The sequence below is a fragment of the Candidatus Hydrogenosomobacter endosymbioticus genome (assembly GCF_021654655.1).
In the GTDB taxonomy this organism is placed as follows: Bacteria; Pseudomonadota; Alphaproteobacteria; order Holosporales; family GW7; genus Hydrogenosomobacter; species Hydrogenosomobacter endosymbioticus.
The window spans coordinates 398,624-414,443 of the sequence record NZ_AP025225.1 but is presented as its reverse complement, the minus strand read 5'-3'; the positions used below and the strand labels follow the sequence as shown (position 1 = coordinate 414,443).

The 15,820-nt window shown below is 40.4% G+C and carries 14 protein-coding genes and 3 tRNA genes; 11 read left to right on the top strand and 6 right to left on the bottom strand.

Translation table 11 applies throughout. From position 1 onward, the window contains the following. Positions 1 to 17: 17 nt before the first annotated feature. Entirely contained in the window at positions 18 to 2,120 is a 2,103-nt protein-coding gene (ligA, locus tag HYD_RS01885; RefSeq protein WP_236865795.1) for an NAD-dependent DNA ligase LigA, read from the bottom strand. A gap of 241 nt (positions 2,121 to 2,361) precedes the next feature. Here ligA and HYD_RS01880 point away from each other — a divergent pair, with 241 nt between their 5' ends. After that, positions 2,362 to 3,171: a glucosaminidase domain-containing protein gene (locus HYD_RS01880; RefSeq protein ID WP_236865792.1), complete on the top strand. Its 810-nt coding sequence runs from the start codon at positions 2,362 to 2,364 to the stop codon at positions 3,169 to 3,171. A 90-nt stretch (positions 3,172 to 3,261) separates the two neighbouring features. Continuing rightward, positions 3,262 to 4,122 (top strand): LpxI family protein, encoded by an 861-nt coding sequence (locus HYD_RS01875; RefSeq protein WP_236865790.1) that lies wholly within the window; start codon positions 3,262 to 3,264, stop codon positions 4,120 to 4,122. Positions 4,123 to 4,250: 128 nt separating this feature from the next. On the opposite strand, the gene HYD_RS01870 is transcribed toward HYD_RS01875, so the two are convergent. Beyond that, the gene (locus HYD_RS01870) at positions 4,251 to 4,418 is read right to left on the bottom strand and encodes a hypothetical protein (RefSeq protein ID WP_236865788.1); all 168 of its coding nucleotides are present in this window, start codon (positions 4,416 to 4,418) and stop codon (positions 4,251 to 4,253) included. Between the two features lie 731 nt (positions 4,419 to 5,149). Between HYD_RS01870 and rfbF the strand changes: the two genes are divergently transcribed. Both rfbF and rfbG read left to right on the top strand, forming a co-directional pair. Beyond that, positions 5,150 to 5,938 carry a glucose-1-phosphate cytidylyltransferase gene (gene rfbF / locus HYD_RS01865; protein ID WP_236865786.1) on the top strand — a complete coding sequence of 263 codons (789 nt, stop codon included), beginning with the start codon at positions 5,150 to 5,152 and terminating at the stop codon, positions 5,936 to 5,938. Between the two features lie 48 nt (positions 5,939 to 5,986). Further along, a complete protein-coding gene (gene rfbG / locus HYD_RS01860) occupies positions 5,987 to 7,063 on the top strand; it encodes a CDP-glucose 4,6-dehydratase (RefSeq protein ID WP_236865784.1) in 1,077 nt (358 codons plus the stop codon). Positions 7,064 to 7,164: 101 nt separating this feature from the next. On the opposite strand, the gene HYD_RS01855 is transcribed toward rfbG, so the two are convergent. The 3 genes from HYD_RS01855 to HYD_RS01845 form a co-directional block, all read right to left on the bottom strand. Continuing rightward, on the bottom strand, positions 7,165 to 7,377 hold the full coding sequence (locus HYD_RS01855; RefSeq protein WP_236865776.1) for a hypothetical protein: 213 nt from the start codon (positions 7,375 to 7,377) through the stop codon (positions 7,165 to 7,167). A 376-nt stretch (positions 7,378 to 7,753) separates the two neighbouring features. Further along, positions 7,754 to 8,068 carry a hypothetical protein gene (locus tag HYD_RS01850; protein WP_236865774.1) on the bottom strand — a complete coding sequence of 105 codons (315 nt, stop codon included), beginning with the start codon at positions 8,066 to 8,068 and terminating at the stop codon, positions 7,754 to 7,756. Between the two features lie 291 nt (positions 8,069 to 8,359). Beyond that, a complete protein-coding gene (locus HYD_RS01845; RefSeq protein WP_236865772.1) occupies positions 8,360 to 8,899 on the bottom strand; it encodes a DNA polymerase III subunit chi in 540 nt (179 codons plus the stop codon). A 258-nt stretch (positions 8,900 to 9,157) separates the two neighbouring features. On the opposite strand from HYD_RS01845, the gene HYD_RS01840 reads away from it, so the two are divergent. The 6 genes from HYD_RS01840 (at position 9,158) to HYD_RS01815 (ending at position 12,999) form a co-directional block, all read left to right on the top strand. Continuing rightward, positions 9,158 to 9,727 (top strand): hypothetical protein, encoded by a 570-nt coding sequence (locus HYD_RS01840; protein WP_236865770.1) that lies wholly within the window; start codon positions 9,158 to 9,160, stop codon positions 9,725 to 9,727. A gap of 315 nt (positions 9,728 to 10,042) precedes the next feature. Continuing rightward, on the top strand, positions 10,043 to 11,428 hold the full coding sequence (locus tag HYD_RS01835; RefSeq protein ID WP_236865768.1) for a hypothetical protein: 1,386 nt from the start codon (positions 10,043 to 10,045) through the stop codon (positions 11,426 to 11,428). Positions 11,429 to 11,643: 215 nt separating this feature from the next. Continuing rightward, positions 11,644 to 11,717, top strand: a tRNA-Arg gene (locus HYD_RS01830). 111 nt (positions 11,718 to 11,828) lie between these two features. Further along, positions 11,829 to 11,901: transfer RNA gene (locus HYD_RS01825), tRNA-Thr, on the top strand. A gap of 18 nt (positions 11,902 to 11,919) precedes the next feature. Next, the gene (gene rapZ, locus HYD_RS01820) at positions 11,920 to 12,837 is read left to right on the top strand and encodes an RNase adapter RapZ (RefSeq protein WP_236865765.1); all 918 of its coding nucleotides are present in this window, start codon (positions 11,920 to 11,922) and stop codon (positions 12,835 to 12,837) included. A 75-nt stretch (positions 12,838 to 12,912) separates the two neighbouring features. Further along, positions 12,913 to 12,999, top strand: a tRNA-Ser gene (locus HYD_RS01815). A gap of 127 nt (positions 13,000 to 13,126) precedes the next feature. Here the strand turns inward: HYD_RS01815 and HYD_RS01810 are convergent. Then, complete coding sequence (locus HYD_RS01810; protein ID WP_236865763.1) at positions 13,127 to 13,918, bottom strand: hypothetical protein; 792 nt, start codon at positions 13,916 to 13,918, stop codon at positions 13,127 to 13,129. Between the two features lie 210 nt (positions 13,919 to 14,128). Here HYD_RS01810 and HYD_RS01805 point away from each other — a divergent pair, with 210 nt between their 5' ends. Continuing rightward, a complete protein-coding gene (locus tag HYD_RS01805) occupies positions 14,129 to 15,802 on the top strand; it encodes a peptidoglycan D,D-transpeptidase FtsI family protein (protein ID WP_236865754.1) in 1,674 nt (557 codons plus the stop codon). Positions 15,803 to 15,820: the final 18 nt, after the last annotated feature.

Sequence of the window (15,820 nt, the reverse complement as noted above, 5' to 3'; positions counted from 1 at the left end):
TATGCTCCGATAGTTCTCTAAATAAGCATAGAGCTTTGTCTGGCCCACTCGCTTTCAGAAACGCACTGCACCCCCATATATTCTGCTTCTTCAAGTTTAGAGCCACCTCCTTTGCCAACTATAAGAAAGTCTGTTTTTGATGAAACAGAGTTCATCACCTTGGCGCCAAGTTTTTCAGCTATGGATTTTGCCTCGCTCCTGCTCATGGTTTCAAGCCTTCCAGTGAATACTATGGTTTTTCCAAAAAACTGTGAAGAATTTTTTATTTTTTCATGACTAAACGGAGCAACTTTTACTTTGCTGATCAGAGAGCGCACCAAACACTCGTTATCTCTGAATGAAAAGAAATCACGTAGCTGTGTTGCTGTAGACGATCCTATACCATCAATATTAGTAAGATCAGAAAATGGAGTTATTGCTGGATCATATGAAGATGAAAGAGCGCATGCGGCACTTACCAAGTTGTCGATTGACAGATAATGTTTCGCAAGTTCTTTAGATGCCGACTCTCCAATTTCTGGTATTCCGAGAGAAAATATGAACCGGTCAAGAGAAATTTCTCTGCTATTTTCTATGGCGGTTAATAAATTTGTTGTTGCTTTCTTGCCAAATCCATCTAGTTGTTCTATTTGGTTACGTTTTTGATGTAGATCAAATATATCGTCTACGAGTCTTATTAGCCCAAAATTAATAAAAGTTTTTATTGTTTGCTCCCCCATCCCTGCGATATTGAATGCTTGTTTTGAAGTAAAGTGGCGTATTTTCCAGATGGATTGGGCGGGGCAAGCGAAGCTATTTATGCATTTTACAGCTGATTTACTTGGTTCTCTGAAGAGCTCCGATCCGCACGATGGACATAGGTTTGGAAAATTGAATGGTTTCGAAGAACTGTTGCGCATGCTTTCGATTACAGACTCTATTTTAGGAATTACGTCGCCTGCGCGTCTCAGCACGACTTTATCTCCGATTCTTACGTCTTTTCTCGAGATCTCATCCTCGTTATGGAGAGATGCTCTTCGTACGACCACCCCTCCAACCAGTACAGGGTCCACGTGGGCAACAGGAGTGATAACTCCGGTGCGTCCAACTTGAACCGATATATCCTCTATTGTTGTTATCTGCTCCTCAGACCTGAACTTATATGCGAAAGCGAACCGAGGAGCTCTTGCCGATGAGCCGAGCCTTTTTTGCCACTCGAGATTATTTATTTTATATACAACCCCGTCTATCGCGTAACCAATACGGTTTTTCTCCCGCAAACTGGAAAAGTATCTAAAAGATTTTATAACATCATCAACAGAACGACATCTTAGCGATAATTGAACAGGTATTCCCCAAGAAGCTAGTCTTTTCATCCCATCCTCGTATGACTTTTCTCCTATATCTGTGAACCCATATCCAAGAAATCTGAGAGGGCGAGAAGCGGTTATGGTATCATCTAGCTGACGAAGAGAGCCAGAGGCGCAATTTCTAGAGTTTGCAAACGGAACAAGGTCTTCTTTTTTTCTGTCCGCGTTCATTTTTTGGAAATCTGCTTCCATTATGTAAACTTCGCCCCTGATTTCTATCTCACTAGGTCCGTCATAGTTTATGAGAGAATTTGGTATATCGCATATGGTTTTCGCGTTTTTTGTAACGTCTTCTCCTTCCTCTCCGTTTCCGCGGGTGGCGGCACTTATAAGCTCGCCATTCACATAACGCAATACCATAGCTAACCCATCTATTTTAGGGTCTGCTATCCATTCTATGGGTGTGTTTTTTTCCAAATTAAGAAATCTGGCAGATTTTTCTATGAAAGCCGAGGCTTGCTCATCAGAAAACGCGTTATCTAGAGAAAAAACCGGCTTAAGGTGCTTTATTTTTTTGAAAGCAGAGTCGGATGCTAGGTGACCAACACGTTGAGAAGGGCTATCTTGTGATTTTAATTTTGGAAACCTCATTTCCAAGTCACGAAGCCTAGCTCTTAGCAGGTCATATTCCTCATCAGAGATGCTTGGAGAGTCGAATTGATAATACAATACATCATGTTCAGAGATTTGATCAGACAGATATCGAATCTCCTGCTCGGCTTTCTCTTCCGCGTCTAAAGCCCTTTTGGTTTTTGTATCACGGTCGTTCATCAGCTTTGTTATATAAGACACTTCGCAGACCATATCATATATGCATATTCTGACCTTTTTCCGTCTTAGTCAACCTTAGGATATGTGGTAAATTTGACTATTTTAAGAATTTAATTTAGACTTCGCGGATGGTTTTTGGCGATGAGGGATGGGCTAAAGAAGCGCTTTTTATGCGCTAATCCTTATTTTTTTGTATTTTTTGTTGTGTTTTTGTGTTTTTGTTGTATAAGGAGAAAGAAGTATGTGTTTGTATAATTTAAATTTGCCAATGATTGCTGTTTTATTAGTGTGGGCGGTTTTTGGTTGCAGGCCTGTTGATAGTGTTGCAGGTTTTTCTTATTGCCGTGATAGTTCGTGCGGCGTGTGTGAGTCTAATGATAGGTGGGTGTGTCGCCCCATTGGTTGTCGAGAAAGGGCCATTGAGCATTTGTCTGTTCCGCAAAAATGGAGCAGTATACAGCGAGCGCCTTTTGCAAAGGTTGTTTTTATAAAGAAACTCTTAAAGCCCATATGCGAGGAAAACCACAGGATTTTATATGCACGTTCTGTCATGATTCGTATACAAAATAAGCTGAGATGTTGTCAGCAGGTTACGCCTCATGAGAGAGCTTTTGCTTATGTGCTTTTTGCGCGATATAAAATGAGCCCTTCTATGGACAATATCACTGCGCTGTTGAAAAAGATGGACATAATTCCGGTGTCGTTAGCGCTCGCGCAGGGAATTTTGGAAAGCGGTTGGGGCCGATCTTGCGCGGCAGTTAATAGGAATTCTTGTTTTGGTCACATGGCAACAAAAAGCCGCGTTAGGGGATTTTCTAACATTGAAGAGTGTGTTGTTCGCTATATGCATAACCTTAATGTGAACGGATTTTACGGTAAAATGAGAGCTCTTCGTCAAGGTATGAGAGACAGAAATGCTCGTATTACTGGTCCTGGAATAGTCAGTGGAATACAGGGGTATTCAGTGAGGGGGTATAAATATATAAAAGAACTATTGTCTCTTATAAGGTCAAATGGGCTCGAGTTTTTTGATAAAGAACTTCCTCAGTAGGAGGTGATTGTTTGCTGATTTTTAGGCAAATGTTTATGTGCGTTGGATAGTGTTTTTGCATGTGAGATTTGTGTATGGTAGATGTTGCGTATGGAAAAAGGACCAGAGAATGATAGCGGGGCTCCGCTCGCGCTGAAACTTGCGGTCATAGCCGGTTCTGGCGAAATTCCTCGCGCCGTAGTGATGGCGTGCAAGGAGAGGGGCGTTCTTGTGTTTATGCTGGCGTTTCACGGATTTACGGATCCAGACGTTGTTGCTGGATGCGACCATGAGTGGTTTTCTCTTGGGGAAGTAGGTAGAGCGATAAACGTGCTTAAGAATCTAGGAGTGAAGGATATAGTTATGGCTGGAGGAGGTGTTGTTCGCCGGCCATCTCTCTTCGGGCTTAAATTGGATAAAAAGGGGATGGAACTGTTGTCAATCATTGGCCTGAATTGGCTGGGAGACAATAATGTCCTTGTGAAAATATCCCAGTTTTTGGAGAAAGAAGGATTTGTTTTGAGAAGTCCTCAAGAATTTATGCCCTCGTTCGTGTCCAGCTGTATAGGGGCTATGGGGCGTGTTTCTCCTAGCGAAGCAAGGCTTAAAGACATAGCTTTAGGGAGAGAGATGCTGCGCCATCTGTCCGCGCTTGATTTTGGCCAAGGGATGGCAATGCAAAATGGTCTGGTTCTTGGAGTAGAGGCCGCGGAGGGCACAGATGAGTGCATTTCGAGGTGCGGAGCTCTTCAACGAAATGGTGAGGAAGGAGCTGTATATGTGAAAAGGGCAAAAGTGGGCCAGGACGAAAAGATGGATTTGCCGACAATTGGACCGCAAACTTTGAAAAAAATTGTAATAGCTGGTTTTTCTGGGATAGCTTTTCAGACTAGTAAGACAATTATAGTTTCTCCATTAGAGGTGGCCACCATTGCTGACCAAGCTGGAGTGTTCGTGTGGGGAAGCGAATAAGCAACATAAAATGAATGAGCCATACTTGCCACAAACATACCATCAATATACTCAAAAATTATACAGACGAAAAACCTCCATACAAGGATGAAAGATGATTAAAATCTGTAGGCGCGGCGGAGGTATTGTTATCGTTGTATCGGTTTTATGTCGTTCCAGATGGTGAGAAATGGATGCTCTATGATTTTTAGGCCTTCTTTTTTCGCCTTTTCTGCTATAACAAACGGACCTATCAGCTCTATTCCTTGAATGACTTTTGTCGTTTTTATTTCTCCAGCAGGAGCTAGTACCTGCAAAATTCTATTTTTTGTGTGGCGTTTTCGCTTTTAGCATTAATTCCTTCCTTGTCTGCGTTCATTAGGGCTTTTTTTAACGGTTGGTATTCGGATTTTATGTTTTGATTTTCGAAAGGGGAGATTTCTGTACGCGAGTTTATTCATCAACACATATGTATACCTTATGTTTGGTGATACGCGGTCTGCATTTATAAGCGAAATATTTTCCCCATAAAACATCGTGTCTTTCTGCAGAGGCCAAATATAGCGCCTATTTTATAAAACAGCAGGTGATATATTTGTCATTATATTCAACAAAAAAAGAATAGCATATTGCAAAAATCAACAAGAAAATAGATATCAGCAAGTATGATTGCAGAGATATTAGATATTATTCGTATCGAGCATACGACTAATTCTGAGCATCTTTAACCCGCTTTCTGACGCAGACTTATACCACGAAATCGCTCTTCCTACCGATGAATCTCTTTTATCTGAAGGGATTAACGTTATGGTAATAAGCAGCGTTAGAGCTTCTAGCGCTAAAAATTGTGACAAAAAAACAATCGCAAAGGAGCTGCTTGCAAATAGAAATCCTCAGATAAGAAGTGTATGAGCGGACATTTTTGAAAAATTTCTCATTTAATGCTAAAATTCACCAAAATGTCGTTGATTTTGCGAATTGTAGCATTTTTTAGTTTGAGCTGATAGTCTGTGCGCGTTGTTGTTCGCGCCGTTAGCAGGAGAGAAAGTTGAAAGCGGTGATCTTGGCAGGTGGACTCGGAAGCAGGATAAGCGAAGAGACTGTTTTAAAGCCGAAACCTATGGTGGAAATCGGTGGTAAGCCCGTTTTGTGGCATATAATGAAATATTATTCGTCGTTTGGGATAAATGATTTCATTATATGTCTTGGATATAAGGGGTATGTGATAAAGGAATATTTCTCCAATTATAGGCTTCACATGTGTGACGTGACGATAAATATGCGTACCAATGACATCACTGTTCATAGCAATAACGCAGAGCCGTGGACGGTTACACTCGTCGATACTGGACTGGAGACGATGACTGGCGGAAGGCTTAAGAGGATTTTGGGTTACGTCAAGGAAGAGACTTTTTTCTGTATGACTTATGGAGACGGGTTGTGTGATGTTGATGTATCAGAACTTATAAAGTTTCATAGAGGGCATGGAAAGTTGGCAACACTTACTGCTATACAGCCGTCAGAACGCTTCGGTATCCTAGAGTTTTATGAGGAGTTCTCTGGTATTGGCAAGACAATCGCCAGTTTTAAAGAAAAGTCTGGAGATAAAAGTCACTATGTTAATGGAGGATTTTTTGTGTTGTCTCCTAAAGTTTTGGAATATATAGACTCTGACGAGACTAGCTTTGAAAAAGAGCCTCTTGGTAATTTGGCAAGAGAGGGGCAACTTATGGCGTTTAGGCACAATGGATTTTGGCAATGCATGGATACTCTCAGAGACAGGCAGTTGCTTCAATCTATTTGGGACAACGGGGGCGCTCCGTGGAAAAAGTGGTAGTCTACTGTCTCTGCTTGTGTCCGGCGTTCGTAGGCTTTTGGAGGATGTGTGAATATAGAAAATTTTCGAAAATTTTATAATGGGAAAAAGGTGTTTGTGACTGGACACACTGGGTTTAAAGGAAGCTGGCTCGTGTCTTTCTTGTCGCTTTTAGGGGCGCGTGTCGTCGGGTATGCTCTTCCTGCGCGCGAGCTTAGCTTGTTTAATATATGTGAAATTGGCAAATCTATAGAGTCTGTAGAAGGAGATATAAGAGATGTCGATTCTCTGAAACAAGCGATTGAAAAGAGTGGTGCAGATGTTCTGTTTCACCTTGCTGCACAGGCTATTGTTCTTGACTCATACTCAGATCCAAGATACACATTTGAAGTAAATGCGATGGGGACAGTGAATGTATTAGAGGTTTTGAGGCATACTGAAGCCATTAAGACAGCCGTTATTATCACTTCTGACAAGTGTTATGAAAATAAAGAATGGGTTTGGGCGTATAGAGAGAGCGATCAGCTTGGTGGGCACGAACCTTATTCTGCAAGTAAAGCTATGGCAGAAATAGCGATCAGTTCGTATTATAGGTCATTTTTAAAAAGAGCTGGTGTCGGGGTTGCGTCTACAAGGGCTGGTAATGTTATTGGTGGAGGCGATTTTTCTCCCCATAGAATAGTTCCAGATATAGTGCGCTCCATACAAAGTGGCGAGGAGGTGGTTTTGCGTAGCCCGTTTGCTATACGTCCATGGCAGCATGTTCTTAACGTGGTGTATGGATATATGCTTCTTGCATCAAAGCTTCACGAAGAAAAAGAGCTGTATTCCTCATCGTATAACTTCAGTCTAGATGATAATTCTAATGATCACACTGTTCAGTACGTAACGGAAAAATTCACTAGTACGATTGGACGCGGCAGATACAGAATAGACGAAAAGGCTAAGAAAGAGTATGAATGCACAAACCTAAGGCTTGATTCTAGCTATGCTCGTAGGAAGCTTGGATGGACATCTCCGATAGGAACTGACGAGTCGATAAGATTTGCTGCTGATTGGTATGGAGAATATATCAGAGGAGCGAGCAACCAATATATGCGTAAAAAAACTGAAGAGCAAATAGAGACTTTTATTTCTTGCATATAACCAATGCGAGAAGAGGTAGTTTAAAAAGGCTAGTTTCGCGGCGATCTGGTCTAAGGGGCTGCGTTTTGTGTTTCGCATACAATTCCAGGCAATTGCTCTGGCTATTGTTTAGTTGGATACTTGCAGTGTTCTGCTCCAATTTTTTGTCCGTTTTGTAGGAACTTTATGCATTCATTAAGCTCGAGCAGGAGCTCGGTTTTTGATACGCGTAGGCAATAGCTGCAATCATTTGGCAATCCTATTTTTTCTATATAAGAAAGCTTCTCATTAACTAGTCCCACGAGCATAACTATAGATTCTTTCGATAGAGCCATGTACCGTGTTGGCTGCGTTTCACGTGCACAACATATACATCATAATGGTTAAAAAATTGTAAGCGCAAGAAATGTTAGCCTGTGTTTTTTTGGATGCTATGTTTTGCAATATTGAAGCAAAAATGTTAATAACTTTTTTTTAGCGCAATTTCTATATAATAAAATCATTATTAACAAGTAAAAATTGTTTTTGGCGAATATGTTCGTCAATATATGCAGTTTAAAATTCACTTGGAGACAAAAAAATGAGAAAAATTTCACAATTATTATTCGTTACAGCTTTGTTTGCTGTTTTTTGTGACCATAGCGTGGCTGCCGATTCTTCGTCACGCCAAGCTTCAGGAGGCTTTTCTGGCGCTGGAAAATGTTGGACAGATTATTCTACATGCTTGCAAAAATGCTCTAATAATTCTGATAAGCAAATAACAGAATGCGGCTTGCAAGCAACGAAGTGCAACTCTGGATGTTTATATGATATGGAAAAATGTAAGGTAACGCCAACTCCGCAGCCGACTCCGCAACCAACGCCACCATTCCCTCCAGCGCCACCAGCTCCACCAGCTCCACCATTCCCTCCAACTCCGCAGCCGTTCCCGCCAGCGCCTCCATTCCCACCAGCGCCGCCGGCGCCACCTCCATCACCTAGCGATGTACTGAACAGCTGTAAAACTTCTTGGATTGTCGACTCCAACGGTGGTAAATCACGATAAGATGTGAAAAAAATGTGAGCGGCACACTATACACAACATAATATGAAACATATAACTGGCGGCTTCTTTGCTTGTGCTTTCGGCACTAAGGTAAGGAAGCCTTTTTTATATGCTTTTTCTGCAGAGGCCAATGATCCTAAAGGAGAGAGTTGTTTTATACGGAATCACGCTGAGAAGCGCAGTGGCAATAATTTGCTATTCTGAAGATGTTGGCCTATTTGCTTTTTCTGTGAGCTGCGCATGGTGCTGGTCGTATTTTACGCATACTGAGCTCATTTTATACTAGAAGGGTAGGTATTATTACGTATGTGGGTCAGAGGGGGTACAGAAGTTTGAAACCTATGGAAAGCTGCGCTGTCCGTAAATTTTTCCCACATTCCGTATGGTTTTTCCCATAACGTAATGCTGAAAGAGTTCTTCATACAGGAACGGGCGATTTTTTCAGCAGAGACCATTTGCTTAAAATCGTTTAAATTTGTGATGAAAACTATCTCTTCGAATCCGAGCTCGAACAGAGCTTCTGTTAAATGATCGGTTATATTAAATGCGCACACAGCTGTGTTAGCTTTGTTTAGATTTTCTTTTTTGTCTGTTATCCATATGGGTTGATGTTCGTAAAGTTCATCTGCATAGCATCCATGTGGTAAAAACGACATTTGCGAATATGTCCAAAGAAGGTTATTTACAAAGTTTACTCTTTCAACGTTGTCGAGCATGACAGATATTCGCTTTCCCTGTTCGTGTATTTTTTCTAGCAGCCTAGGGAGTATAGCGTATTCATCTTCTATTTTGTAAAACGTCGCACTGTTCATTTGTAACTCTTGTATTTATGCGGGATCTCTTGTCTTTCGTATTTGCTTCCAGTGATTTTTGTACTTTGTCGGACTTTTTACGGTAAGGACAACTCGGTTTTGAAATGCAAAGGACTGTCATAGAAGACACTCATAGCACATTATAAAGGTGTTTGCAAAGTAAAGACGAAAGGGCATTGCCAACGTATTTTTTAATAATTTTTGATGATGGGCGTTCATTAATAAAAAACATAGCAGAGCACGAAAATATTGGTTAATATGGTTAGCGTTGCAAAAATAATCCTATTCGTTCCAACGAGAGCAGAATTTACAAAAGCAATAGCCCGCTCTATGTCAACTTCATTTTTCGAGTGCTTTAGTATGTATTTTCGCATTCCGCGAGATTCTATTTTGCATGAAATCAAATATAGAAAAAAACATAAGAGCAAAGATTCTATGGGGGCGAATATGAGGGCGGTTATGGAGGTAGATTTTATCAGAGCTGAGAAAAGAACGGAGAGGGCTGCTAATGGGGTTATAGTCGCGAGGATAACTACAATCTTTACCAAAACGCTCCTAAAGCCTAGCAGAACTAGGAAATTTAACTTTTCAGAAATAGTGGATTTTGGAAGAACTTTTCGCGCTATGATGAAAATAGTCAAAATTCGTACTAAAAACAAGTCTGGAGCAACTGAGAGAACCATAAACAGCATAGAGAATAGAGATAAAGATGCGAAAAGAAAAAGTCCAGATGCGAATATAGTTAATAAAAATATGCCTCCATATAATAAAAAAACTAAAGAAAATTCAATAGGCGCCAATAGAATCGGGTTGATACTTTTTGAATAAAAATAGAGGTTTGTTTTTGCTATGACGAAAATCTTATCATGGCTTAAATAAAAAAAGCCTATTACGTCAAGAATAACAGCCAGCGCTAGGGCCGTTAATATAACTATTTTCCAGAATTTTTTTGATGCAAACATATAGAAATTTTTATTTTTATAGCGATTGAGACAAATTATAGCCATTAAATATTACAAATTAATGTAGTTAAAAAATTAACATGGACAATAGTAATATGTTTTAAGACAAAGTTTTTAACCTATATTTAATAATTTTTATATATTCTTAACATGTGGTAAATATACGTTATTAGGATACAAAATGAATTATAATTTTAAATTATTATCTGTTATTGCCTCTATGCTTATGCTTTCAACGTCTTTTGATAGTGTAATTGCGGGTAAAGGTGATGAAAAACATGGAAGTGAGAAAAATAAAAAAACCAAAAAATTTAAACATAAAAAAACCAAAAAATTTAAACATAAAAGAAGAAAAGGCGGTCTAATTAACTCAAAAACCAAAGCTAGGGCCTTAGCTAAGAAAAAGGCTGCAGCTAAGAAGGCGGCTGCAGCTAAGAAAGCGGCGATAAATAGGGAAAAAGCTGTTATAGCAAAGCTTAAGAGTCGCAAAAACCTTACTCCTCAAGATGTTCAGATAGTTACTAAAATATTAACAGGTAAAAGTACTGTAAAATATTCTACAAAAACTAAAAATCAACTAAAAGATTTGTTGAAAAAGAAGGTGCCAGTGAAGATTTCTTCAACAATAACTACGGATACAGTTCGCAAAGTCGAGTCTCCTAGTGTCTATTTGCAACGGGAAAATTTGAGCGACACTAGCAAACGTATCCATGAAAGCGTTGATAAGCAGGTAGAAACCGAAAAAGACCCGTCAGATATGAGCTTTTTTAGCAGGATGAAGAGAAGTCTTTCTTTGCCGTTTCTCGGAAAACAACATCAGGATGAAGAAACAAAAGATAAAAACCCTGATTCTCGATCAATCGAAACTGCCAATTTCGGAAAAAGTGATGGTGCTAATAAAGAGTTAGAGCTGAAAAGCGGTTCAAATTTTATTCCGTTACAAGAGCTTTCACAAAAGCAAAATGAAGGAAAGGGAGATAAAATCACTGTGTCAGAGAACAAGGATGGACCAAAGAACAAGGGGAGGGCGACAAATAAACCTTATACAACGCCTGATAAATCGTTGTCGGATAATCCTGTGATTCGTATGCGTGGAAAAATTGAAAGCGCGCCTCATTTCCCTCCTGCCAACCAGGCAAGCTTCATGGCTTGGTTTAGGAATTTGGATCAACAAAATCGGAAAGAACTAGTTAGAGCTTTGGAGGACGAAACCATAGACTCTAAAAACGAAAAATTTTTAGATAGTGCTTCTAAGGCGTATAATAAGCATAATGAGCGCCCTCACATGAATGCGCATAAAAAAATGGATGAGCTGGCTGGAAAACATATATCGTTTTATGACAAATTTTTGAAAATGAAAGAGAAAACAGCGCAAAATTCAAAAAAAGTTGCACTTAATGCGTTAATAGAAAATAAAAATACTTCTCAAGCTAAGGCGCTGGCTTTGGATAATTTTGCAAAAATATCAGAGAGAAGAAAGCTTGCCGAAGCATTTGATAAGCTTAAAAATAATCATGAGAATCAGCGGCAAGAAGATGCTGGTGTAGGTGAAGGGGGGGGGGCATAGCCTAGCTCCTTTGAATCCTCAGAATTATGAATAGGTCTAAAATTGGATAATCAGATCGATAGTTAAATCGCTGATTTTTATGATAACCGTCCCACAAGCTTGTTTCTAACGCTTGGTGGGGCGGGTTTTTAGTATAGTGTCCCTTTGCGTCGGATTGACTTCGTACGCAATCCATTGACTATCTTTTCCATTGTTTATATCGTATACGTTGTCTGGCGCCTTTAGCTCAACTGGATAGAGCATCAGCCTTCTAAGCTGAGGGTTGTAGGTTCGAGCCCTACAAGGCGCGTTTTATTTTTGGCTTTGCTTAGCGCATGTGATATCGTAGGCTTTTTCTGTGAGCAAGCATCTGCGATTGACCTTGGTTCGCGTTGGTTATACCCTGTATGTGGTTGCGTGTGCCGAAGTAGCTCAGATGGTAGAGCAACTGATTCGTAATCAGTGGGTCGGGTGTTCGATTCACCTCTTCGGCATTTTTTCGGTTTCGGTTTATGGCTGAGCGTTTAGAAGGCGAGAGAAAATCTTGTGAAAATCTGTTTGGAGTGGAGTGCGGCGGGATTCCATTTTCTACTGATAGGCCTAGGGTACTTGTTATTACTGGTATTTCTGGGTCTGGAAAAACGACAGCTCTCAAAACTCTTGAGGATTTTGGGTATGAGGTGATAGATAATATTCCGGTGTCTCTTTGTAGCGACCTGATCTGTCAGAAAGAGATGGCTAGGTCTGTTGCCATTGGGATAGACCTTAGAACAAGAGATTTCGACCCCGGGTTCGTCCTCAGCGAGTTTGCTAAAATCGATTGTGCCGACGTTGAAATAGTATTTTTTGAGGCGAGCGAAGAGGTCATTCGTCAGCGATATAGAGAGACAAGAAGGATACATCCTCTTGGCGCGAGCGGCAACCTTGGTGAGCGTATGAAAAAAGAGATAGACATGCTTAGCATCGTAAAAAAAAGTGCTAACTGGATTATCGATACGTCTGCTATGTCTACGCCAGAGCTACGAAAAGTGCTAAAAGAGAAGCTTTGTATAAAAAGCGATTTAACCACCATATACGTAATGTCGTTTTCGTTTAAATTTGGAGTTCCCAGTCATTCAGATATGGTTTTTGATATGAGGTTTCTTCCGAATCCGTATTACAAAAAGGAGATGAGATTTCTTACTGGCAAAGCAATATCAATAAAGGGGTATCTGCACTCTGAGCCTATTTTTGCGAAATTTCTTGATAGTTTGCGTGGGATGTTGCTTGATATAGTTCTTCCTAAGCTGTCTGGAGATGGCAGGAGAGAGATAATACTGGCTTTTGGGTGTACTGGAGGCAAGCATCGCTCAGTTTTTACTGCGGAAGAAGTGTATGAGATGCTTAGGTCGAATGGATATCGCGTTAAATTGCACCACAGAGAGCTTTAGTATAGGGATATGCGCCTCGAGCTTATGTCTTTATCGGTTGTTGCGCTAGTGTGATTGCTGTTATAATCACAAAATGGATGGGTGGCCGAGTGGTTGATGGCACTGGTCTTGAAAACCAGCAAATGTGAAAGCATTTCGTGGGTTCGAATCCCACCCCATCCGTTTTTGTGTGGCGCGCAGCAGACGAAGCTGCGTTCTCAAGTCGTAAAATATTTTATTATTTTTGTTGCGCAGCCTGTCCTTTTTATCAATTGTTTAAGTGTTGTTTAGATGGAATGACTTCGTTTTACTAATCATCGCCCTCATAGTCTGTCTCCTCTGGAATTTCTTCTCGTCGCGCTTTAGCTAACAAAATTTCTTCCGGAGTTCGGTTTATTAAATCTGCTGAATTCTGCTTTCCGCCAACTATACCATAGACGAATTCGAGTATTTGTCGTTGTTCCTGAGAGAGCAGAGATAGTCTTTTCCCTCTGACGTTTTTATACCATGATTGCGCTATATCGATCAGGTTACGCGTTGCATCTATTTCTTTATCAATAGCCAAACGCAAAATAGATTCACTTTCATTTGCGGCCAAAACAGGAATAATAAAATCGAAAAGTTGCTTTTGTACATTTGTGATTGGGCCTTTTATTTTCGAAATAATGCTATACCAATCGGTTGCATTTTTATAAAATTCTTCGGTATACCTGAAGTTATGATTGTTATAATTATCAAGGTTTTGCGTTAAGTAGTCTTCTAAATAAAGTCGACGATTTCGCCCTCTTTCTCCTAGGGCTTGTTTTAAGGCGTCGTTGTAACCCAAGCCATTTTTTATAGCAACGGAAACTGGGCTCATTTCTATCTCATATTCACCCTTTAATTCTTTATCGAATTCTTCTTTTAATTTCTTTTGTTGTCTGTTTTTAGCGTCTTGATAAAGCCTAGCGGAAGCGGCGTTACCTTTGCGGTCTAAGTTTATTTCCTTTTCTTCTTTAATTGGGAAATCAAATCTTTTTGCAGTTCCGAAGGTCCCTGAAAGTGAAAATGCTTCCGTTGCGCCGAGAGATAAGAATACTAATAAAAATGTAAATTTATTCATTATAATTTGCTTTGTAAAGTAATGTCCATAAAAAATATTATATTTTTTCTTTTTTGATAATTTGTTAATTTATCTATAATTGAAATTGTAAAAAGCATATTCATTGTCTATGCAAGGTGTTTTCTAATAGTATACTGAAATGTGAGCGCCGCGTGATTTTTGTTCTTTTTTGTAATGAGTAATTTATACTATTTTGATGGTGAAGAGTTTGTGAGAAGGCGTATATGGGCGATGTTTACTTTCGCGGCAATAGCATTTGTTGCTCTTTTGCTTAGGTTGTTGTTTGTGTGCTCTGGAACTATTAGCGTCAACAAGAATCCGCTGCCTGCCTCTTGCAGAGCGAGCGTCGTCGATAGATGCGGGCAAATACTAGCGACTAGCGTTGTGACATATTCCGTATATGCAAATCCATACGTTATAGAAGATAAAGAAGAAGCGTGTAGATTGCTCAGCGGGATTTTTCCAGATATAGACAAAAATTCTATACGGTCCAAAATTTTTTCCAAAAAAACCTTTGTATGGCTATTTCGGCATATAAGTCCTAAACAAAAATCTATGATAAGCGCTCTTGGCGTTAATGGCATAGAGCTGATAAAAGATAGTAAACGAGTGTATCCCCAGGATAACCTGTTTTGCCATGTGCTAGGGGTGACAGATATAGACCAGGAGGGTGTGTCGGGCATAGAAAAGTCATTCAACAAAGAGCTTAAAAAAAAGAAAGCTCCTCTTGTTCTGTCTCTAGACGCCAGGGTACAGCATGCAATACACGAAGAGTTACTAAACGTTATAAACGAATTTAATGCAAAAGGAGCGAATGCTTTGTTGGTTGACGTTGGAACTGGTGAGATTGTGTCCATGGTATCAATTCCAGACTTTTCTCCTGCAAATGTAAGCGGCATAGATGAGGAGGCTATGTTCAACAGGAATGTTAGTGGTGTGTATGAGTTCGGGTCCATAATGAAAATACACAACATCGCTATGGCTCTTGATGGAAATGTTGTTACGCTAAATTCTGTTTATGACGCATCTAGCCCAATACGAATAGGCAGGTTCACTGTGACTGATTTCAGGGGGAAATGTAGGCCGCTTACTGTATTAGAGTCATTTTTGTTCTCGTCTAATATTGCAAATGCGAAAATAGCACTTGATGCTGGCGCGTGGAGACAGACACAGTTTTTTAAATTGTTGGGTTTTTTTGAACCTGTTAAAACAGAACTGCCGGAGGAGGCGCGCGTACGGCAGTATTCTTCTGACTGGTCTAAGGCGCAAGTTATTACAGCGTCTTATGGATATGGTATAGCCGTTACGCCTCTGCATATGGCTAGAAGCGTGGCAGGCATAGTAACTGGAAAAGAAGTTGCTCTTACTTTGTTAAAAAAAGATGCGAAAGAGATGTCGAGGGTGTCTGTTACTAGGGGGGCGAAGAAGATAGTCTCTCCGGCAACTGCGGAAAAAATGAGGATGCTTCTTGCTTTAGCTGTTAAGGATGGGCAGGCCAAAAAAGCCAGCGTTCCAGGTTATAAAATAGGAGCGAAAACTGGAACTGCCAATGTGCGTGTGCGCGGAAGATACGCAGAAAAGCAAAACCTTACGTCGTGCGTATGTGTTTTCCCCATAGATCTTCCAAGATATGTTTTACTTGTTTCTGTTGACAGACCACAGGCGAATGCGAAATCGCACGGATTTGCAACGGCTGGTATGATTGCTGCTCCTCTAGTTGCAGCTATAGTGAAAAAAGTGGCGCCGATTGTTGGCGTGGAGCCCGAGCCGGTGAGCGACCAACAACAGGTTCCTTCTGGAGCAAAGCCAAGAGATAAGCTCGAGGCCATGATATACGGCTCTAGCAAGAGCGTTTCCATTTCCACAAATTTATCAGGTAATTGACGCGGGGTTGTTTCTGTT